The sequence below is a fragment of the Latilactobacillus parasakei genome (genome assembly GCF_049674265.1).
Classification (GTDB): domain Bacteria; phylum Bacillota; class Bacilli; order Lactobacillales; family Lactobacillaceae; genus Latilactobacillus; species Latilactobacillus sakei.
Window position 1 is genome coordinate 662557 of the sequence record NZ_CP186861.1, and the last position, 19942, is coordinate 682498.

The 19942-nt window shown below is 38.2% G+C and carries 26 protein-coding genes and 1 tRNA gene; 9 read left to right on the top strand and 18 right to left on the bottom strand.

All coding sequences use genetic code 11. From position 1 onward, the window contains the following. The first annotated feature begins 49 nt into the window (after positions 1-49). The 7 genes from ACPBEH_RS03435 to ACPBEH_RS03465 all read left to right on the top strand — a co-directional run bounded on the left by ACPBEH_RS03435 (position 50) and on the right by ACPBEH_RS03465 (position 5608). Positions 50-733: a hypothetical protein gene (locus tag ACPBEH_RS03435; RefSeq protein ID WP_424349738.1), complete on the top strand. Its 684-nt coding sequence runs from the start codon at positions 50-52 to the stop codon at positions 731-733. 186 nt (positions 734-919) lie between these two features. Beyond that, on the top strand, positions 920-1333 hold the full coding sequence (locus tag ACPBEH_RS03440; protein WP_424349739.1) for a hypothetical protein: 414 nt from the start codon (positions 920-922) through the stop codon (positions 1331-1333). A gap of 98 nt (positions 1334-1431) precedes the next feature. Next, positions 1432-1854 carry a hypothetical protein gene (locus tag ACPBEH_RS03445; RefSeq protein ID WP_424349740.1) on the top strand — a complete coding sequence of 141 codons (423 nt, stop codon included), beginning with the start codon at positions 1432-1434 and terminating at the stop codon, positions 1852-1854. Between the two features lie 108 nt (positions 1855-1962). Continuing rightward, positions 1963-2790: a hypothetical protein gene (locus tag ACPBEH_RS03450; RefSeq protein WP_424349741.1), complete on the top strand. Its 828-nt coding sequence runs from the start codon at positions 1963-1965 to the stop codon at positions 2788-2790. Positions 2791-2859: 69 nt separating this feature from the next. Continuing rightward, positions 2860-3369: a helix-turn-helix domain-containing protein gene (locus ACPBEH_RS03455; protein WP_424349742.1), complete on the top strand. Its 510-nt coding sequence runs from the start codon at positions 2860-2862 to the stop codon at positions 3367-3369. A gap of 397 nt (positions 3370-3766) precedes the next feature. Beyond that, entirely contained in the window at positions 3767-4294 is a 528-nt protein-coding gene (locus tag ACPBEH_RS03460; RefSeq protein WP_424349743.1) for a hypothetical protein, read from the top strand. Positions 4295-4309: 15 nt separating this feature from the next. After that, positions 4310-5608: a hypothetical protein gene (locus tag ACPBEH_RS03465; protein WP_424349744.1), complete on the top strand. Its 1299-nt coding sequence runs from the start codon at positions 4310-4312 to the stop codon at positions 5606-5608. Between the two features lie 444 nt (positions 5609-6052). On the opposite strand, the gene ACPBEH_RS03470 is transcribed toward ACPBEH_RS03465, so the two are convergent. Together ACPBEH_RS03470 and ACPBEH_RS03475 are read right to left on the bottom strand one after the other, a co-directional pair. Then, a tRNA-Ser gene (locus ACPBEH_RS03470) sits at positions 6053-6140 on the bottom strand. Between the two features lie 156 nt (positions 6141-6296). Continuing rightward, a complete protein-coding gene (locus ACPBEH_RS03475; RefSeq protein ID WP_424349745.1) occupies positions 6297-6497 on the bottom strand; it encodes a hypothetical protein in 201 nt (66 codons plus the stop codon). 188 nt (positions 6498-6685) lie between these two features. Here ACPBEH_RS03475 and ACPBEH_RS03480 point away from each other — a divergent pair, with 188 nt between their 5' ends. Then, positions 6686-7033, top strand: a complete 348-nt coding sequence (locus ACPBEH_RS03480) for a hypothetical protein (RefSeq protein ID WP_424349746.1) — start codon at positions 6686-6688, stop codon at positions 7031-7033. A 144-nt stretch (positions 7034-7177) separates the two neighbouring features. Then, positions 7178-7582, top strand: a complete 405-nt coding sequence (locus ACPBEH_RS03485) for a hypothetical protein (protein WP_424349747.1) — start codon at positions 7178-7180, stop codon at positions 7580-7582. Here the strand turns inward: ACPBEH_RS03485 and ACPBEH_RS03490 are convergent. From ACPBEH_RS03490 to ACPBEH_RS03565, 16 genes are all read right to left on the bottom strand, one after another. Continuing rightward, positions 7579-7767, bottom strand: coding sequence for a hypothetical protein (locus tag ACPBEH_RS03490; protein ID WP_011374428.1), 189 nt, complete (start codon positions 7765-7767; stop codon positions 7579-7581). The two genes, ACPBEH_RS03485 and ACPBEH_RS03490, sit on opposite strands and share 4 nt — an antisense overlap. Before the next feature lie 77 nt (positions 7768-7844). Then, on the bottom strand, positions 7845-8192 hold the full coding sequence (gene rplS / locus ACPBEH_RS03495) for a 50S ribosomal protein L19 (protein ID WP_011374427.1): 348 nt from the start codon (positions 8190-8192) through the stop codon (positions 7845-7847). Between the two features lie 118 nt (positions 8193-8310). Continuing rightward, the gene (trmD, locus tag ACPBEH_RS03500; RefSeq protein ID WP_016264890.1) at positions 8311-9051 is read right to left on the bottom strand and encodes a tRNA (guanosine(37)-N1)-methyltransferase TrmD; all 741 of its coding nucleotides are present in this window, start codon (positions 9049-9051) and stop codon (positions 8311-8313) included. Beyond that, complete coding sequence (rimM, locus tag ACPBEH_RS03505; protein WP_104963746.1) at positions 9041-9571, bottom strand: ribosome maturation factor RimM; 531 nt, start codon at positions 9569-9571, stop codon at positions 9041-9043. Before rimM ends, trmD begins: the two co-directional genes overlap by 11 nt. 65 nt (positions 9572-9636) lie before the next feature. Next, entirely contained in the window at positions 9637-9879 is a 243-nt protein-coding gene (locus tag ACPBEH_RS03510; protein ID WP_011374424.1) for a KH domain-containing protein, read from the bottom strand. A gap of 9 nt (positions 9880-9888) precedes the next feature. Next, positions 9889-10164, bottom strand: a complete 276-nt coding sequence (gene rpsP, locus ACPBEH_RS03515) for a 30S ribosomal protein S16 (protein ID WP_011374423.1) — start codon at positions 10162-10164, stop codon at positions 9889-9891. 92 nt (positions 10165-10256) lie between these two features. Next, positions 10257-11693 carry a signal recognition particle protein gene (gene ffh, locus ACPBEH_RS03520; RefSeq protein ID WP_016264889.1) on the bottom strand — a complete coding sequence of 479 codons (1437 nt, stop codon included), beginning with the start codon at positions 11691-11693 and terminating at the stop codon, positions 10257-10259. 24 nt (positions 11694-11717) lie between these two features. Beyond that, positions 11718-12059 (bottom strand): putative DNA-binding protein, encoded by a 342-nt coding sequence (locus ACPBEH_RS03525; protein WP_011374421.1) that lies wholly within the window; start codon positions 12057-12059, stop codon positions 11718-11720. Between the two features lie 124 nt (positions 12060-12183). Further along, positions 12184-13329 carry a glycerate kinase gene (locus tag ACPBEH_RS03530; RefSeq protein WP_424349748.1) on the bottom strand — a complete coding sequence of 382 codons (1146 nt, stop codon included), beginning with the start codon at positions 13327-13329 and terminating at the stop codon, positions 12184-12186. A 93-nt stretch (positions 13330-13422) separates the two neighbouring features. After that, a complete protein-coding gene (gene citG / locus ACPBEH_RS03535; RefSeq protein ID WP_424349749.1) occupies positions 13423-14268 on the bottom strand; it encodes a triphosphoribosyl-dephospho-CoA synthase CitG in 846 nt (281 codons plus the stop codon). Beyond that, positions 14269-14814, bottom strand: coding sequence for a citrate lyase holo-[acyl-carrier protein] synthase (gene citX, locus ACPBEH_RS03540; RefSeq protein ID WP_424349750.1), 546 nt, complete (start codon positions 14812-14814; stop codon positions 14269-14271). It lies immediately after the preceding gene. A gap of 4 nt (positions 14815-14818) precedes the next feature. Then, positions 14819-16360 (bottom strand): citrate lyase subunit alpha, encoded by a 1542-nt coding sequence (gene citF, locus ACPBEH_RS03545; RefSeq protein WP_424349751.1) that lies wholly within the window; start codon positions 16358-16360, stop codon positions 14819-14821. After that, positions 16350-17252 carry a citrate (pro-3S)-lyase subunit beta gene (gene citE / locus ACPBEH_RS03550; RefSeq protein ID WP_016264884.1) on the bottom strand — a complete coding sequence of 301 codons (903 nt, stop codon included), beginning with the start codon at positions 17250-17252 and terminating at the stop codon, positions 16350-16352. Before citE ends, citF begins: the two co-directional genes overlap by 11 nt. After that, complete coding sequence (citD, locus tag ACPBEH_RS03555; RefSeq protein WP_234057608.1) at positions 17252-17548, bottom strand: citrate lyase acyl carrier protein; 297 nt, start codon at positions 17546-17548, stop codon at positions 17252-17254. The genes citE and citD overlap by 1 nt, the downstream gene beginning before the upstream one ends. After that, positions 17538-18590: a [citrate (pro-3S)-lyase] ligase gene (gene citC, locus ACPBEH_RS03560; protein WP_424349752.1), complete on the bottom strand. Its 1053-nt coding sequence runs from the start codon at positions 18588-18590 to the stop codon at positions 17538-17540. Before citC ends, citD begins: the two co-directional genes overlap by 11 nt. A gap of 12 nt (positions 18591-18602) precedes the next feature. Continuing rightward, entirely contained in the window at positions 18603-19922 is a 1320-nt protein-coding gene (locus tag ACPBEH_RS03565; protein WP_069468301.1) for a 2-hydroxycarboxylate transporter family protein, read from the bottom strand. Positions 19923-19942 lie beyond the last annotated feature (20 nt).

Here is a 19942-nt window from a genome sequence, read left to right on the forward strand (position 1 = left end):
GTCCAAACACTGATGACACTAAAAGCTGTCTGCACTTTGGAGGAGCTTCATGAATTTATTTTTAATGATATTTGCCATTATTTCGGGGATCTTGGCATTTGTTGTACTTGGTTTTTTAATCGTTTTAATTGTTGGATTGAGTACAAAATCAATTAGTACAAAGAAAGTTGGTAAACTAGGCATTATCGTCTCAGCACCTCTACTCTTTATCAGCCTAGTATGTGTGTTGGGTACTAATTCATATGTAAAAAATACAGCAGCTAATAAAGCGCGTATTGCTAAGGCTGAACAAAAGAAAAAAGCCATAGAAGCTAGCCAAATGGACAAAAGCTTCGATAAAGCTAGCACCGAATTTACAAGTGAATACCTTGTGCTGTGGTCATCAGCAGAAAACTTAGCTCAGAAAGAACAATCCGCTTGGTCCGATGCAATCGACAATAGCGGCGATGACTTTGATATCGACGGTGCATTAGAAAAAATAGAAAATGATAATAAGTCAACAATAGATGGCCTATTATCACATTTATCATCTTTGAAAAATGACTTAAACAAGATGGAAGAAAGCGATACTGGCACATACGATTACGCAGCCTACGAAAAAGCTTATAAATCAGCAAGAAAAACTACTGATTTTGTAACATCATTAAGTGGCAGCTACAACTCTTTTGGATCAACTTTCCAAGAGCTCGATCAATCTATGTCTGATGAATATAGCAATTTAACGGATAACTAATCCTCCCCCACTCTGGTGAGCTAGTCGCGTTCGATTCGTGGCTGGGGATTTTAATTATTATATTCAATAAGCCACTCTAACTACGAGGTGATTTTTATCAATGAAAAGCCGTGGTCTTTAGTAGGAATAATAGTTCCTACCATCGCCTGTTTCGTTCCAATTATAATAAAACTAGAACTTAATCTCTTGGAAAATATTATATTCGTGCTTGTAGCATTTTTATTTTGGGCAATAGCTTGCTATGCAAATACGTTTTATGTTTGTTATCGTCTTCGTAATCATACGGATAACCTAGAAAGAGAAAATAAAAGACTCAACGATGATTTACAAGATTATAAAAGTAAGCTTAGTAAACACGAAGATGTAATTACAGATTTAAGATCTAGCCTACAAGCTCAAACTACTACTAAGGCTAACAAATTTGATTCTTGGGTAACGCAGTTGTCCGGTGACTTCAAACTGGTCCCTGATAATATTTCACAAAATGTATCAATTGAAAAAAATGACAATTTAAATAAATCTAGTACTTTAGCTAAAAATAAAAGTAAATCCCAAATTCAAGAGCTTCCTCAAACTCCCAATTTAAATCAAGTTACCTAGAGCAACACCTTTTAAATATTAAGTTAAGCCTACTATAAGTAAATATACTTTTATTGCTGTAAGAGTAGCACTTCTAAATAAGAAAGTTGGTATTAATCTTGACAGAATATATCGAAAAAATTAATTTTTTATATTGTAGTAATAATGGTAGCCCGGTTTCGTCATTTGATTTTGATGAATTTCCACTTCCCTACGCATTCACATTACAATCACTCTTCTTTAATCTTAAAATTGAAAAAGAATATACTATAACAACTCTTGCCTACAATGATAGAGATGAAGCTATTGTTAGGACCAGTAATCCTTTCACGCTTGATCCAACTCAGCTAAGTTCTGATAAATTTACTAATCCTGAACACACTCAAGCAAGTTCTCTTATCGCCATCAAGACCCCTAATTTCACTATTGTAGGACCTGGAACATATAGAATCAAAATGATACTTTCCGACAGTACTGAAAACGAGCTATCGTCTCAAGAAACCTACGCATCTGTCCAGGGTCCTATCAGCGATAAAATATAAACATCTCCCCACTCTGGTGAGCTAGCCGCGTTTAACTCGTGTCTGGGGATTAATGTCCAAATACTGATGACTTTAAAAGCCGTAGATGTACATAAAGGAGTTCTCAAAGTGATTAACAAATGCGCCATCTGCCGTAACGACTTAACACCAAAAGATAAAACAAGATTGGTCGATGATATTTTAATTTGCCAAAATTGCACTCAGGACATTTCTAATGACTTAAACATAAAAAGAAATGAAATAAATGACCTTGCTTTTCTCTACCTAAAGAATAAATATAAAGAAAATAATTCAAATATATTTATGCGTTATCCAGAGAATGAACAAGATGACCTAGCTGAATTCAAATACCAAAAGGCCCCAAATAAATTTTGGAAAGGTGATTCCACTTCCGGTTTTACACTTGGCCTTTTTGTCGGTGTAATTGTTGGTTTGGTTAATATGATTTTTATTCACATCCCCTTTATGGGTAGCATACTCTTTATATGTATTTGGCTTTTCGTCGGTACCAATTCCAGCGCTGGAGCTGCTATGTCAAAATGGCTTAGCACTGATTCGAAATCCAGCACGCGCGAAAAAAGACACACAGCAGTATCTTCAAAGCAGTACAGTTCTGAACCTAAAGTAAAACATCATCTGGGTGACTTATATTGTCCACGTTGTAAATCTTCTAGCGTCCAATTGCTTGATGATCATGCAAATATTAAGTCAACTAAAGTAACAACAAAATTAACAACTAATTTAAACCCTCTCCACCCTCTCACAATGGCTAATGTGAAAACGAAAACCAAAGTTAAGAAAAAGAAATCTGGCGCAAAGATAGCTGCTGCCGTTATGACCGGTGGTACTTCTATGGCAGTCACTGGCGGTTTAAAAAGTAATAAATCTAAGCAATACCATTGTTTGGATTGCGGCAATGTATTTAAAAAGAACTAACCCCCACTCTGGTAAGTGACCTATACCCCAATTGTTAAAGTAAAAACTTTAATGATTGGGGTATTTTTTATGACTAAACATTCGAAACAGACCAAAATAAAGGCATTGCTTGAATATAATCAGGGCGAATTGAGCAAGAATCAAATTAGTAAAAAATATGGATTAAATCAATTTCCATTTCGAGTAATGTGTGCAGCGTACGAGTCATTTGGGACTGACTTCCTACTAAAACCACCTAAAATTACGGGTACCTTTAGAATCAAAATCGCCAGTTGGGCGATTCAAAATAATGCGTCATATGTGCAAGTTGCTAAAAAATTTGGCTATATCAATAAACGTCAAATCCAACAATGGAAAGAAATATATCGTACTGAGGGTCCGAATGGTTTATGCTTAATACAAAAAGGGCGGAAATCGACCGTGACGAATAAAAATAAAACTAATAATAAAAAAGTACTATCTCCCACAGAAAATCGACTAAAGCAGTTAGAAGCTGAGAATCTTGAATTACGTATTAAAAACGAATCGTTAAAATTATTGGCCTCGATGAAGCAACAAACAAAGAAATCGCCCAAGTAATTTGCCAACTCGAGGCCCGATTCAAATTAGCCGATTTTTAAACAACTTATAAGCAATTCCTGCATACTGATCAAGGTTGGCAATATCGACATAATGCTTGGCAATTCAAACTTAAAAAAGCCCACATAACACCAAGTATGTCTCATCGAGCACTTGCCTAGATAATGTCTGGATTGAAAGCTTCTTTACTAAGCTGAAGGTTGAAATAGACGATTTACGACAATACAAAACGAATCCAAATGAAACTAGGCGGCACATCGCCGATAAAATATCGATAACATGCCGCCTAGAAAAGACAACTAAATATTTACTTTAACTTTTGGGGTATACCTCATTTATAAGATTCGTAGAAGATATAATTCTTATCGGCACTGCTGTTGGTAGTCCACTTTCCAATATGCAATCAAAGCATGAAATTACAGCTGAAAAAGAACATTCAGAAAGTATCGAGTCAAAGAAGGATCACTCAGAATCAATTAAAGAATCTGCCGCTCTTTCTAAAAGAATTGAATCATCGAATTCAAAAAAAGAAACGAAATCAGTAAATTCTACTAGTCACTCTGAGTCATCAAATGATAATCAATATAAAGATATAAATTCACTTTTTGATGTAAATGACATGTCCAAGTATTCTGATGATGATCTATTTGCTTCTAACGTCATCTTACCTAATTTTTACGTTAAAGATATCGGTGCGGATAAGATGGGAGAATACCACCTACTATTAACGCCTACCGAGAATTCACAACACGAGTTTCTCGCTGTTGGAGAAGCTAAACAAAAGATAAGAGTCGAATCAACGATTTCGATAAAAGGTACAATTACTGGCTACCGTGCTGTTAATCAGACCCAGATTAATGTTAGAATTGACGGAAAATATATTAATAATAAAGTAATTTTGCTTAAAAACAGCTCAAATGAATAAGGAGAAGATACTACTATGGCATTCTTTCAAAGTATCAATAATTGGCTTTTAGGTTTCGGCGGGTTACTAATCATGTTTCCCGTAATAAGCACTGCACTTCTTTACTTTTTATCACAGTATAGTCGCAGAAATGGTTTAACAAAATCTAAAAAAATTATTTTATTAATTCTTTTTTTAGTAGTAGCTGTTTACTACTATACAATGCTTTACAGGGTAAACTCTAAATTACCTTTCTCGTACATTCCCCTTTTATTCGCATCAATAATTATAGCGCGAATCTTTATAGTGTTCTTTATCTTAAATTACTATACGTTTTTGCAGCAACTTAGGGATAAGTCTAAGGACATAGTAATTATTACCACTTGTATTATATATTTAATTTTATTCGTTACATTCATGAGTGTTAACTTTGTTACTAATTTTTGTTTACTGCACCCTAGAGGATTGGGGTATTTAATTGCCTTTTTTTATAATTTTAAAAGAATATCTTTCTCAATATCCTTTTTTCTATTCAGCTTAGCTGTCATTTCGGCTCTAGTAATCATTACTAAGTTAATTGTTAGTCTTCGTATAATTGAATCTTCGAAAGTAGATTATCAAAAATATTTAACCCTATGGACGTTAATTGTTCTATCTTGTACCGGTACTGGTGTTTGGTTTTGGAATATTGATAGCCCCGCAAGAACAGCAAACTATCACTATGTTTCGTTTAGAGATTTAGCATTGAGTAATTATGAAGTTGCTGATGAATACAACAACAAATTTGATGCTGAATATTTCAATAATTCGAAATTTCCTGAAAAATATGAAATTTCTTCCAACAAAGAATATAAGAATAAAAAATTCTATAAGTTTAACAAACAGGAATTGAACAATAATTTTAACCAAATCAACAGAATATACAATGAAATCAAAAAATTTTCCCCAACCACACCAACCGGAAATATCCCTTATTCAACTTATAAAATAACTTCAATATATCGGAAATCATATTTAAAAAGAAAACAAGCTCTTGATTTTATCAAATATAATTCCTTAGATATGAAAAATTTTCCAGATTTTGATTTCAATTATTATAAAAATTACTATCTTGTACCTAGTGATGCTACTAAACAACAAAGATTCCCTCAATATGAATCAAGCACAGATACTCTTAAAAATTCTTTTACACCACTGATTGGTTCTAGAATTATAAATTCTAAGAATACTGATACAATAATTTTCCCTAAACTATACTTCATAGATTCTCAAAAAGAAAAAATTGATGTTGAAAAACGTAATCAAGAATTTATGCAATATAATTTTACGGGGTAATTTATCTTTTATATAAAAAAGCACATCCCCCGCCGGTAAGCTAGTGGATGTGCTTCAACAGAAATAACGCAAAATAGAGGTTTTAACAATGGCACAAATTTATAAACGCAATAAATGGTAGTATCGGGTTAATTATCTTGATATGCATGGTAATCGTAAATCAATTAGTCGTTCAGAATTTGATTTAAAACGTGAGGCTGAAAATGAAGCGGACAAAACCTTAAAAGCATTAGTAGAATTGTGATTGATTTTAGAAATAATTCCCTAGCCCTTTCGTACCAAGCGTTCCAGAGTGTACGTTTGTGTGATTTCTGTGTGATGAAGTATCATTTTCTTAGACGTTTTAACTTTTTTGATTAACTAAAAAAGTCGGATAAACGTTATTAAATCAACGTTTATCCGACTTACTGTAAGATTTTAAACTACTCTAGAATTGGTGCTAAAAGGAGAGTACAGGATTTGAACCTGCGCGCCGGTATAAGCCGGTTCGACGGATTTCGAGTCCGTTGCATTACCACTCTGCCAACTCTCCATAACAGTCCTTATTATACCAGATTTATACCAAACTGAAAAGGCATTATTCGAACCTATCATTCACTAGAACATATTTATGCCACTCACTCTCTGATCGTCTAACAAACACCCAAAAACGCCGCTTTTTCCAAGCGACGTTTTTTATTCTCTCATTTTATTGGTTTAAATAATTATATAGCCCCCGCATGGTTGCATCGGCTAGCGTCAATGGTTTACCATCCAATGTGACTTCCGTAATTTGAACGTAGTCTTCAAAATCTGGCACTTCTAGTTGTTGATTTGCCACAAACTCAGCGGCTTTTTGATAAATTTTTTCGGCACTATTTTGACCATTTACGTATTTAATGACTAACATTGCCTTCATCTCCATTTCAACTTTTAAAACCAAAGATGATTTACTCATCTTTGACAAATTCATGATACATCACTTACTAAAAATAAGCAACATTTTATCTTCTATTAAAGTTGCCTGGTTCCCCTATTCCCTTTTCCCTTCAACTCCGCTATACTAATACTATACTTTGACGATAGAGGTTCTCTCAGATGAAAATATCACCTTACAAGTTTCCTTTCTTCTTTGATTTTATTTTTTTAGTCGTGACGCTGGTCCAATCGGCTTTAATTTTGATCCTGAATCCACCACTTTCTAATTTCTTACCGACTTATATGGACGCTATCGGTAAAGTTTGGTGGTTAGCCTTGGTGGCGATTGTTTTGCATGTCATCGCCTACTTGTTGTCACTAGAACAAAATATCGCGCTTTTCACTAACTTACTGGCGATCTTAGGTTATTTAACGTTAATTATCATTCCTAATTATTTATTACTCGCTATTATTTTCTTATTCGCCGGTTTAGTACTGGCACTCAAATCATATATCGCTCGTAATTAACCAGAAAGGGGTTGAGGCAAAAGATACTTTTGTCTCAACCCCTTTTTTATCGTTATAAACGTGTCATTCCCCAAATCAAAACCCTATTAAACATTATTTTGTGATATAATTAGTTTGAATATAAAACTATTGGGAGGTCTCATCATGAAACGGTATTTTGTTATTTTAAATCTCATTTGTTTATTTGCGCTCCCGTTTGTAAGCCCTTACTTATTCGATAGAGGCGTCGCGAGTAATCAGACTCAAAGCCGGGTTAGTTTTGAAACACACCGTAGTCCTAAGGCTCATCATGCGACTCCTAGCGATAATGCCGAACAAAAGCTCAACAACTTCAACAACCGTTTCGAGGCCTACTTCGACAAATTAAAACAATCACCTGGTGCGCTGCATGCATTACTCATCATCCTTGGACTTTCAATTATCACCCTACTGTGTCAGCCAATAATCGCTTTGATGGCAACCTCTAAACCAGAGCCCATCAAAAAAACGCAACCAGCAGTTCCGAAGAAACCACAGATTGCGTCTTATAAGCGCCATTTATTAAGTTAATTGAGACTCAATTTCTGATAGGTGTAATGGCCTTCTTTTAAAGATTGGTTGGCATAGGGCGTTTCATTTAATAGTGAAACGTATTCCTTAGCCCGTTGTTCCGAGCTAAACGCGCGGATCATCTTACTCTTCTCATAATAGAGTGGGTTTGCTTGATACATGACAATATAAATCCAATGGTTCATTTTTCATCACCTAACTTACAAAATAACCACATAAAGAAAGGCCGCCTCGTAATGAGTCGGCCTTTTTAAATGTCATCTTAACGACGAGCTTCTTTGATACGAGCTGCCTTACCACGTAATGCGCGTAAGTAGTATAACTTAGCACGACGTACACGGCCATGACGAGTAACTTCTAATTTAGCAACACGAGGTGAGTGTAATGGGAAAGTTCTTTCCACACCAACACCGCTACTGATCTTACGAACAGTATAAGTTTCACTAACGCCAACACCGTGACGTTTGATAACAACACCTTCGAATAATTGGATACGTTCGCGAGTACCTTCAACAACACGCACGTGAACACGTACGCTGTCACCAGGACGGAAGCTAGGAATATCTGAACGTAATTGTGACTTAGTAATTTCTTGAATTAATGGATTCATCTGAATCTCTCCTTTTTCACAGATATTCATTAACGTCTTGCGCCAGCGGAATACCGTTGTTTTGTGACTTATCATCACAGCTATCAATTTTAGCATAAATCAAACTTAATTAAAAGGCTTATTTTTCATCAGCCTCTTGTTTAATTTCACGTAACCATTTTTGTTGGTCTGCGGTTAGATCAAAGTTTTCTAATAAATCCGGCCGGCGTTCATAAGTCCGTTTCAAAGACATTTTGTCCCGCCATTCATTGATGAGTTTATGGTTACCGTTCATCAATACTTCTGGTACTTTTAAGCCGCGATATTCTGGTGGTCGTGTGTATTGTGGGTGTTCCAATAGACCAGTTGAGAACGAATCGGTGACGGCTGATTGTTCGTTACCTAAAACACCAGGCACTAGTCGTGAAATGGCATCAATCATCACCATAGCGCCTAATTCGCCCCCTGTGACAACGAAATCGCCTAATGAGACTTCATCGGTCACCAAAGTCCGAATACGTTCATCATAGCCCTCATAATGGCCACAAATGAATACGAGGTGGTCTTCTTGTGCAAATTCTTCGGCAACCTTCTGATTAAAAGTAACACCAGCGGGATCTAATAAAATAACGCGTTTATGGCCGGGATTTTTAGCGTTCACTTGGTCCATCGCTTCAAAAATAGGTTGTGGCCGGAGTAACATCCCCGCACCACCACCATAAGGCGCATCATCAACCGAATTATGTTTATTGACTGAAAAATCACGGAAGTCGGTGACTTCTAGGTCAATTAAATCTCGATCGATGGCCTTACCGATAATTGATTGCGATAAACCATTTTGAACCATATCTGGGAATAAACTTAAAACATCAATCTTCATTATCAATCAATCCTTCTGGTACTTCGACGTAGGCCTTACCCGCTTCAATATCAATTTTTTTAATGACTGACTTCAAAAATGGTAGTAATAAATCAGAACGCCCGCGACGTTTGATGACCCACACGTCATTAGGACCGGGATCGATGATTTCTGAGACCTTACCATAGCTTGTCCCATCAGATTCTTCGACCACTTCTAAACCAATGATATCACCGTAGTAATATTCATCGTCTTCAAGTTGATCATCACGTTCACTTGCCGCAATTTTGAGGTTGTGTCCCTTAAATAATTCGACGTCGTTAATGTTTCCTAAGCCTTCGAATTGTAATAGGTAAAATTGCTTGTGTTGACGCATTGCAGAAACCGTCACTGGTGTTAAGCCATTTGGCATTTCAACCGCCAAGTGCGTTCCCTTTTTAAACCGTTCTTCTGTAAAATCGGTTGTCGCAATGACGCGAACTTCACCACGAATACCATGCGTATTCACAATTTTACCGACTTGATAGTATTTTTCTGGCATTTAATTTCTCCTTATTCAACAAAAAACGCTTAAACAAAACATCTCTGCTTCATTTAAACGTTTGATTAGGCATCTACAATATTTAAGCGAACGCGTTTTTGATAAGGTGTTTTCACACTATAGACAATGGTCCGGATTGACTGCGCTACCCGGCCTTGCTTACCAATAATACGTCCGATATCTGATGGATTAACCTGTAAGTCAAATTCCATAAAACGTTCCGTCTCATGTTCAGTCAATTTGACATCATCGGGATGTTCGACAAGTGGCTGAACAATTGCAATAATTAGTTCTTTCACGTCTGTCATAACAAATCCCTACTTTTTAGCGAAGCGAGCTTCGTGATATTTTTGCATAATCCCTTGTTTTGATAAAAGATTACGTACTGTATCAGAAGGTTGTGCGCCTTTTTGTAACCAGTCCATGATAACTTCTTCTTCTAACTTCAAGTCAACAGGTTCTGTTAATGGATTGTAGTAACCTACTTGTTGGATAAAGCGACCATCACGTGGTGAACGTGAATCTGCAACAACGATACGGTAGAATGGGCGTTTTTTAGAACCCATACGTTTCATACGAATTTTAACTGACATTAATGCCACCTCCTATTAATTCTTTAACATGTCATAATATACCAAATTTTAAAGGCCGTGTAAAGTGTTTTTTCTTTACAGGGCGAATTTTTTTAAGATTTAAAGCGACGTGCGTTCTTAAGCCGTTTTTTCTTGTTCTTCTTTTGCTTCTTCATCATTGAGTTCATGGCCATCTTACCCATCTTACCCTTGATGCCGTTGCCCATTAAGCCTTCCATGCCGTTAAAGTTGCCTTTTGACATTTGGTTCATCATCTTCTTGGATTGATTAAACTGTTTGATCATCCGATTAACTTCAACGATTGGCCGGCCAGCACCAGCGGCTAAACGACGACGACGACTTGGGTTCAATAAGTCTGGATTTTCCCGTTCTTGCGGTGTCATTGATTGCACAATCGCCTTCATGTGGGTCATATCCTTAGGATCCATCTTGATATTTTTAAGTTGGGGGTTATTAGCCATCCCTGGAATCATCTTCATGATATCTTCCAATGGTCCCATATTTTGCAATTGATCCATTTGATCGAGGAAATCGTTAAAATCAAAGCTATTTTCTTTGATTTTTTCGGCCATATCAACCGCTTTTTGTTCATCGTAATCTTCTTGAGCCTTTTCAATCAAGCTCAACATGTCGCCCATCCCTAAGATTCGGCTACTCATCCGATCAGGATAGAACACATCTAATTGGTTTAATTTTTCACCTTGACCAGTGAATTTAATTGGCTTACCAGTTACTGCACGAATTGAAAGGGCAGCCCCACCACGAGTGTCACCGTCTAATTTAGTTAAGACAACCCCTGTGATGTCTAAGCGGCTGTTAAAGCCTTCAGCAACGTCGACCGCAGCTTGCCCAGTCATCGCATCAACTGTTAACAGGATTTCATTAGGATGAGCTAAATCGTTGATATCAGCCAATTCTTGCATTAAGGCTTCGTCAATTTGTAAACGACCAGCCGTATCAATTAAGACGTAGTCGTTCTTTTGTAAAGCAGCTTGCGCTAATCCTTGACGTACGATTTCAACCGGATTAACATCCGTACCCATTTCAAAGACTGGGGCCCCAACTTGTTCCCCAACCGTCTTCAATTGATCGATAGCGGCTGGACGATAAATATCGGCCGCAATCATCAACGGCCGTGCTTTTTCATTCTTAATTAAATAAGTGGCTAATTTCCCAGCAGTTGTGGTTTTCCCGGCCCCTTGAAGCCCGACCATCATAATAATCGTTGGAATTTTTGGTGATTTGTTCAACGGCACGGCCGTTTCACCCATCATCTTGGTTAATTCTTCATCAACAATCTTAACGATTTGTTGTGCTGGTGAGAGACTCTCCAACACTTCCGTTCCGATGGCCTTTTCTTTAACGACTTTAATGAAGTCTTTAACCACTTTAAAGTTAACATCGGCTTCTAACAAAGCTAAGCGAATTTCACGCATTGCTTGGTTGACGTCAGCTTCAGTAACCTTCCCTTTACGACGTAATTTACTTAATGCACCTTGTAATCTTTCTGTTAGTCCTTCAAATGCCATTAATGATCATTCCTTTAAATTGATTTATTGTTCAGTGAGATTCAACAAGTCTGCCAAGAGTTTGGCTAATTGCTGATCATTTGGATACTGAGCTTGAATATACTTCTGGAGCGCGTCTGCACTAGCGTTTTGCTGTTCGTAGTTTTGAAACAGATGCAACTTAGCTTCATAGCCCTCAAGAATTTTTTCAGTCCGGCGGATATTATCGTAGACTGCTTGTCGACTGACTTGATACTCTTCGGCAATTTCGCCTAATGAGAAATCATCGCCATAATATAATGAGAGATAACTATGTTGTTTCGCCGTTAAAAGTGCGCCATAAAATTCAAATAGTGAATTCATTCGTGCGTTTTGTGCGAGTTCCATTTGACGCCTCCAAATAGTAGATTGACCTAAGTACTAGAGTACCGATTTTAACGGGGTTAGTCAACTTTTATTCGGATTAGCGCACTAAAAAACACACTCTAAATTGAGTGTGTTTTAAATTAATCTAGCGCGTCTTTGTTTTTTGAATTAAGCGTGCGATATTCATACTTGTTTGGGTTAAATTAGCCTTGGTATTGGCCAATGCCTTTTCCAACGACATGACCCCCGGTGTTGAACAAAAGATACTATCAATCCCTAAATCATAGAGGACATCAGTTCCTTCACCTATATTACCGGCAATCGCAATCACGATCGCTTGCTGATTAACCGCTTTGACCGCTTTTGCAACACCAATCGGGGTTTTGCCGTATTGCGTTTGGAAATCAATTCCGCCTTCGCCAGTGACGACGATATCGGCGTCTGCGACGGCCGTTTTGAGTTGCGTTTTTTCAATCACAATTTCAACGCCTGGCTGTAATTGCGCCTTCGTAAAGGCCAACAAGCCAGCCCCTAAGCCACCAGCCGCACCGGCACCTGGTGTTTGCGCAACACCGATGCCTAAATCACGTTCGATAATGGCCGCATAGTGCGCTAAGTTTTGATCCAACTGCGCGACCATTTCAGGTGTCGCCCCTTTTTGCGGACCAAAGACGGCTGAAGCGCCTCTTTCGCCGACTAAGGGATTAGTAACATCCGATGCAATGGCAATTTCAACGTCCTCTAAGGCTGGTAACATCCCAGACAAATCGATACTTGCTAAGTCAGCCAAAGCACCGCCACCAAACGCTAAGGCTTGCTGGTCGGCATTCAACAATTGAACGCCGAGTGCTTGCGCCATTCCGGCACCACCATCATTGGTGGCACTACCGCCAAGACCGATAATAATCGTTTTAACACCTTGTTTAACGGCCGCTTCAATCAACTGACCCGTGCCATATGTCGTCGTTACTAACGGATTACGTGTTTGTTCATTGATGAATTGAATCCCACTGGCAGCGGCCATTTCAATGACCGCTGTTTCTTGATCGCCTAGAATCCCATATTGCGCAGTGACTTTTTGCCCTAAAGGATTCAGAACTTCAGCCGTCAGAAAACGACCGCCTGTGGCATCAACCATCGATTGAACAGTTCCTTCACCGCCATCTGCCATGGGGACTTCAACATAAGTCGCTTTTGGAAAAACTTTTTCAAACCCGGCCCGCAGCGCATGACTCGCTTCGATCGCCGTCACTGAATTTTTGAATGAATCTGGTGCTAATACAATTTTCATTTTATTCACCTCGTCAGTAACGCCATTTTACAATAACGTTCAAAAAATAGCGACTACCCTCAGTTGCCTGACGATAATCGCTATTCTTAATATTTATTGTAATAACAATGTAACGTAAACCGTAATAATTAGTAAATCAGCACTGCCACCAAGGCTATAATGCCCTTGAGTCGCCTCCTGATCCAACTTTAGCAGACCTTCTTGCCCTATTGATGTTTTGACACCCCCAACTGCAACAATCGCAGCTGCTTGTGCCTGAACATCTTTTAGCGTCTGTAAACGACCACTTCGCTTCACTAAGTTGGAATCTTCCGAAACACTGATGATTTTCATCAATGTATTCAATAAGCGTGTATTCCAATCACCAGTTTGTTTTCGCAAATAAGGGTAGGCTGCTTCAAAAATCGTTGGATAGCCAGCTTGTGCTTCACCACGAATGCCAACTAGACCGTACTTAAGATACATTTTTTCACCATTGGTAAGTTGTGCTGGCGATTTTTGGTGAAGTGTTTTGAAATCATTCTTCACTAATCCAGCCAACATCTTTTGAACCGTTTGGCTGAGTGCTGTTGCGGATAATGCGTCCTTTTGTTGCAGATAGCCTGTTGCACTCAATAAAATCCCCAGTGAGAAAATCGCGCCTTTATGCGTGTTAACCCCTTTAGTCGCTTGGCGCATCTCTTCTTCAGCCTGAATCCCTAATGGTCGAATTTGTGTCATCAAGGAAGTTAAATCAGCCTGATTAAATGTTGCGCCTACGCGAACAAATTGTTCAAAAAAAGGTAATAATACGACGCTACTATCAATGAACGTAAAGAAATCCATATCCATATGTGTTTTATGATCGATTGGATCTACCAACCCTGGTTTAGGATAACAACTCACTTCGTATAAAAGAGCGCGTTGCGCAAGTTGCGCGATTTCTTGGGGTGTTTTCATCTAATTAGTCTCCATAAATAATTGATATTGTTGGTTAATCGCGGCTTGCAATTCCGCCACCGAATGACGGCGACTTCTAGCACAAACCTTAGCAGGTTGTTCACATAATAAACAGCGCCTTGTTGGCTGTCCTAATGCTTGTCGACTTATCGGCTGCACTTGTTGTAAATCTGATTGCCAAATCAAAACATCGACATCAAACAATCGCCCTAAAGCATGTTGATCTTCAAACATTGTAGCGTGCTTTTTAATGTCCAAGGACGACCCTTCTACAATCAAAAAGGTCTCTGGGCCAGTTGATTTCGACCAATCTATTTGTCGAACAACAACTAGCTTTTGTTTAAAAGCAGCTAGTCCTGCCAAGAATAAACGTGTTAAGTCAGCATTATTCTTAATAGGTCCTGGAATATTGAGTTTTAAAGCAACAACACTCTGCGTTTGACTAGCATCTGCAACTAATTGATTTTGTAATTCAACTCGTTGATCTCGATTATTTAATACTGCGGTAATCTCTTGCGGGATTCCTGTTGCAAATAGATTAAGCATTTTACTAGTCCTTCACTTGGTAAACGACATCCATTAAAGTGCCATCACGATATTCAATCAAAGCAACTGGCTTATCTGTGAATGCTAATGGCGCCGCTTGACCGACAATTTTAGCAGCTTTTTGACGAAGTTCTTCAATCGTAAATACTGGTACACCAGGAATGTTAGCTAGCGCTTCAAGTAAATCCTTCCGTTTAGGATTAATCGCAATCCCCAATTCTGTCACTAAAACATCAATTGAATCACCTGGTGTAACAACTGTCGTCACATCATCAACAACTGTTGCTATCCGACCTCTGACAATTGGCGCTGAAATAATCGTTAACTTAGCATTAGCAGCATCTTGATGACCACCGATTGCCCCACGTAAAACACCGTCTGAGCCAGTCATAACATTAACGTTATATTTCGTATCGATTTCAAGCGCTGATAAAATGCAGACATCTAGTTGGTTCACCGCTGCACCCTTGTTGTTAGGATCTGCATACCAAGAAGCATCAATTTCTTGTTGATTTTCGGTAGTAGCCATACTATCAGCAGCACCCTTATCAAAATCTTGAACATCTAAAATTTTGTCAACTAGGCCTTCGTTTAATAAATCAACAGTAGGTTTGGTAATGCCACCTAAAGCAAATGAAGCTGTGATTGATTTTTTCAACATTGATTCACGTAAATAACGTGTAACAGCTAATGCAGCACCGCCTGAACCTGTTTGGAATGAGAAACCTTGTTTGAAATAAGGTGAATGTGTAATAACAGCATTTACCATTTCAGCGATTTTTAATTCCTTAGGATCTTTAGTAAAGCGTGTTGCGCCTGAACCAATTTTCTCCGGATCGCCAACCTTGTCGACTTTTACCACGTAATCAACTTGCGTTTGTTTGATGCTAGCTGGTGTGTTGGGATATGGCATAATCGTGTCAGTTAATAAAATGACCTTATCTGCATACTGTGCATCCATTAAAGCATAACCTAATGAACCAAAAACAGCATCGCCTTTAATCGCATTTGCATTACCGACTTCATCAGAATTAGGAACACCTAAGAAAGCAACATCGATTTTGATATCACCACTTTCGATGGCTCGTGCACGGTTACCATGTGAACGTAAAATAACAGGATTTTCTAAGCCACCATGTGAGACTAAGTCACCTAATTCGCCACGCATCCCAGATGATGTAATATGTGTTACAACACCCGACTTAATCGCTTTAACGACCATCTTATTCATCACATTTGTCAATGAACTTGGTGCTAGAGTTAAGTCTTTAAACCCTTGATCAATCAAGATTTGCATAACTGCATTAAAGACATAGTCCCCTTCACGGAAATGATGATGGAATGAAATAGTCATACCATCTTTGAGACCAACCTTTTTAATGACGTCTTCAATTGACGACACTAATTTAGCGTGACCTTGATCAACCGTTACTTTAGGCGCCACACGTTGAATTTCGGGATGCCCAATTTCAACAGTTTCAAATGGTTGATAACCCGTTTTCTTCATTAATTCATCTGGTAATTCTCGTTGTACATTATTCAGCATGCCAATTTCCCTCCTGATCAACTAAGTGTGATGCTTCTGCTAACATCATCGTCCGTTGTGCGCGAGCAACAACCGGTTTATCAACCATCTTACCGTTCAAGGCGATAACACCTGACCCCTTAATCCGTGCTTCTTCAATAGCATTTAAAACATCTTTTGCATTTTGGACATCTTTTTCAGTTGGTGCATAAATTGCATTAACTAATGGAATTTGGCGCGGATTAATAACTGACTTACCATCAAAACCAAGTTCATGAATTAACTCAACTTCGTGATTAAAACCGGCTTCGTTGTCGACATCTGAATAAACAGTATCAAAAGCGGCAATACCGGCAGCTCTAGCGCCATGTAAAATCATATTCCGAGCAAATGATAATTCTGCCCCATCAGGATAACGGTGTGTCTTCATATTTGTAACATAATCTTCAGCACCAATCGCAATACCGATTAAACGATCTGAGGCTTTCGCAATTGCGGGTGCATTTAAAACACCTTCAGCACTTTCAATGGCTGCCATCATCTTAGTTGTTTTAATTGGGATATTAAAATAAGCTTCAGCTTCTGCAATCACTGCTTCTGTTTCCAAGACATCATCCACTGTTTCAGTTTTTGGTAAACGAATAACGTTCACGCCAGCTTTAACCATTGCGAAGATATCAGGTCGGCCAAATGGTGTTTCCAAGCCATTAATTCTGACAACTAATTCTGTATCACCATAATCAACTGTTTGCAAAGCTTGCATCACTAGCATTCTAGCGGCGTCTTTTTCAGCAAGCGATACTGAGTCTTCTAAATCAAACATGACTGAATCGGCGCCATAAATCCCTGCATCCTTCAACATACCAGGGTTATTACCCGGTACAAACATCATTGTCCGTCGTAAACGTTCCATTAGCCTAATACCTCCCAATCTGGATCATTTTGTTTGTCGGTTGCTCGTTGAATAACTGTGATTAAGCGCGCTTTAATCGTACAATCTAAAGCCCCTTTATCGACTGCTTTAATCTTAACGTTTGTAAGTCCATATTGATCTAGGATTGTTTGCATTAAAGTTCGAATTTGTGCTCCAAATTGTTTTTCAACAGCACTTTCTAATTCAATTTCAGTGGGTCCTTCAATTTTAGAAAGCATGATTTGAATATCGCTTGATTCTAGTGTGCCTGCAATTGCTGTATGTTTAATTTCCATCAACTTGCATCCCTTTCTGAATTCTGGCTTGTAAAATAGCCTGATTTTGTTTAATGAATTGATACGTCGTTTCTGGTACAAACGTATGGATTGTTTCAATTGTGCCATTTTGAATGGCTTTTCTAACTTGCGTTGCTGAAATAGTTTGTGTTGCTATTTTCAGTCTTGAAATTACTTCAACCGTTACCTCTGGCGGTAAATTAACTTGCAACGCCTGATTGTAAAGTGCCGTTGTTTTAGAGAATGGTTCCTCCCCTAAAAACCGTTGTTGAATATTCAGCTGTGTGGCAATTTTTTTAAACAACTGCGCATCCAAAGCAGTTTGATATTCAATTACATCTTGTGACTCTGGTAAAAAATATGAGGGGAATGTCGCGTAACTAACCATATAATCACTACTTGGTACTACGATAACATTTGGTAAATCGGAGAGACCCTGTTGAACCAATTTAAACCGTTCTTCAGTTGTAAAAAGTGACACATCCTGACTAACGACGAAAACGTAGACGAAATCACTCTTTTGAGCGGCCTGTGTAACCAAATAGCGATGCCCCAACGTAAATGGATTGGCATTCATCACAATCGCACTAATGGTTGCAGTAGATTGGTTTTCAAGACGCGGTACCTGTGCAATAAATTGTTGTAAAGAGGCATCCCCAGCTTCCAATAATACAGCTAAGGAAGTTTGAGCCAAAAGTTTAAAGCCCACAAATTCAAAGCTTTGTCGATAAATTGGCTTCGTAAAAACAAAGAAATGAAAAATCCCTTGCTGTGTTAATAAATTGATCAGCGCCGAAATAATGTCATTGAACAACTTACCGTCTTGATAGTTCGCATCAACAGCAATATATTTTAAAACATTTTTTTGATACGCACCAGTAGCAATCAGTCGTTGGTCTTCAAAAATACCAAGGCAGCCGTCGACATCAACAGGTGCTTGTGGTAAGCCTTCGATACCCTCTTGTGTGAGTAACGCGGCCCATTGTTTATAGTAATGCGGCTCTTTCAAGTTCAATTGTTTAAGTTGTTGAGAGTAATTCATTAAAAGCTCCTTTTAAGCAAATAATCGCATCAAGAATATTGATAATGTTACGGTAATGGCACCGCCTAAACGAACAGCTACTTGTGCAAATGGCATTAAGACCATCCGATCACCAGCTGCCAAAATCGCTAAAGCACCGGTTCCGCCTTGTCCACTACAACATGATACCGCGATTGCTGTATCAACAGGGTACATTCCCAAGAACTTAGCGCTAAAGAAAGCAGCAGCGACAATTCCCGTAACTGTTACAACAATTGTGATCAACATCGGTACGTTCGTAAAAACCGTAATCAATGATTTCCAAGGTGTCATTGCAACCCCGACACCAAATAGTAATGGTGGTGTGATGCCTTTAACCGTTAAACTGTACAATGAACTCCCACCAGCTTGTAAGCTTTCTGGAATCCACCCCAACATTTTAGCAGCCATCACAACAATTAATAAAACAATTGGTGCTGGTAAATGAATAACACTATTGACCCAAACCCCTAGCAAATAGAGTGCAATTGCTAAAATACCTGATACTAACATTTTTTCAATATCAGCACCGTTTGATTTTTGTGTTAAATTATCAAGCCCTGATTCAGCTTCATCCGATTCAACAAGACGGCCATTCCCAGTTAATTCTGGGTGCACATCACCGATTTTTTTCAAAATACCAGCTAAGATAACTGCTACTAAACTCCCCAACATGACACAAGGTAAAATCATGGCAAAAATCTTAGGTTGCGTCATTGAAATAATGGCTGCATAACCTAATGATAATGGCAAGGCACCTTCACCAACGCCACCGGCCATAATTGGTGCAACAACATAGAAATAACTCTTCCATGCAGAAAGGCCCAATAATGTTCCAACGGCGATTCCCAAAATCGGACCTACAAGTTCACAAATTAATAAAACGACAATAATTCTGGTACTGGCCTTAATCAAAGTCTTACGGTTCATCGCACTGATACTACCGACAATTAATAAAGCAATAAAAAATGCTAAGAAATTATTACGCGTCATAAAATTCGTTACAACATGAACAGTACTCTTAGGTAACCAATTCTGATAAACTAAATATGATGGTAAGAAGGTAACCACCAACACTTTACCGCCTAATGATTTCAAGACCGGAATATGTTTACCAACTTCTTCCAGAATAAATGAAAATAAAGTCATGATGCCTAAAGCACCTAACATATCATCTGGCATTTGATTCCCCATTGTTAATAGGACGTAGCCAAGTGTTAAGATTAAATAGAGTGGCATCGGAATAATACCAATGTGTAATGCAATAAATTTTTGAAATAAATTCTGATTGTTTACAGTTTTCTTTGCTTCCATATCAAAGACTCCATTCTAAA